This window comes from Streptomyces rhizosphaerihabitans, from assembly GCF_025399795.1.
GTDB classification, from domain to species: domain Bacteria; phylum Actinomycetota; class Actinomycetes; order Streptomycetales; family Streptomycetaceae; genus Streptomyces; species Streptomyces rhizosphaerihabitans.
Map to the genome: position 1 here is coordinate 1 of NZ_JAODTZ010000163.1, position 838 is coordinate 838.

Genomic DNA, 838 nt, shown 5'->3' on the forward strand with positions numbered 1-838 from the left:
ATCGAGCTGTTGCTGGATGCGGGTTCGTTCCAGGAGGTCGAGCAGTTGCGCCGGCACCGGGCGACCGGTTTCGGTCTGGAGGCCAAGAGGCCGTACACGGACGGTGTCATCACCGGCTGGGGCACGGTCGAGGGCCGTACGGTCTTCGTGTATGCGCACGACTTCCGGATTTTCGGTGGCGCGCTGGGTGAGGCGCACGCCACGAAGATCCATAAGATCATGGACATGGCCATCGCGGCCGGTGCGCCGCTGGTGTCGCTGAACGACGGTGCGGGTGCCCGTATCCAGGAGGGTGTCTCGGCGCTTGCCGGGTACGGCGGCATCTTCCAGCGCAACACCAGGGCCTCGGGTGTGATCCCGCAGATCTCGGTGATGCTCGGCCCGTGCGCGGGCGGCGCTGCCTACAGCCCGGCGCTGACCGACTTCGTCTTCATGGTCCGTGAGACCTCGCAGATGTTCATCACCGGCCCGGACGTGGTCAAGGCGGTGACGGGCGAGGAGATCACCCAGAACGGCCTGGGCGGCGCCGACGTGCACGCGGAGACCTCCGGGGTCTGTCACTTCGCCTACGACGACGAGGAGACCTGCATCGCCGAGGTGCGCTACCTCCTGTCGATGCTCCCGCAGAACAACCGCGAGAACCCGCCGCGGGCCGCTTCCGCGGACCCGGCCGACCGCCGCAGCGAGGTGCTGCTGGACCTGGTCCCGGCCGACGGCAACCGCCCGTACGACATGACCAAGGTCATCGAGGAGCTCGTCGACGACGGCGACTACCTGGAGGTCCACGAGCGCTGGGCCCGCAACATCATCTGCGCGCTGGCCCGCCTCGACGGCATGG

General features: G+C 68.3%; 1 protein-coding gene. It reads left to right on the forward strand.

Translation table 11 applies throughout. The features are described 5' to 3' along the window. On the forward strand, window positions 1–838 hold an 838-nt coding region (locus tag N4G66_RS45220; protein ID WP_315903780.1), incomplete at both ends, for an acyl-CoA carboxylase subunit beta.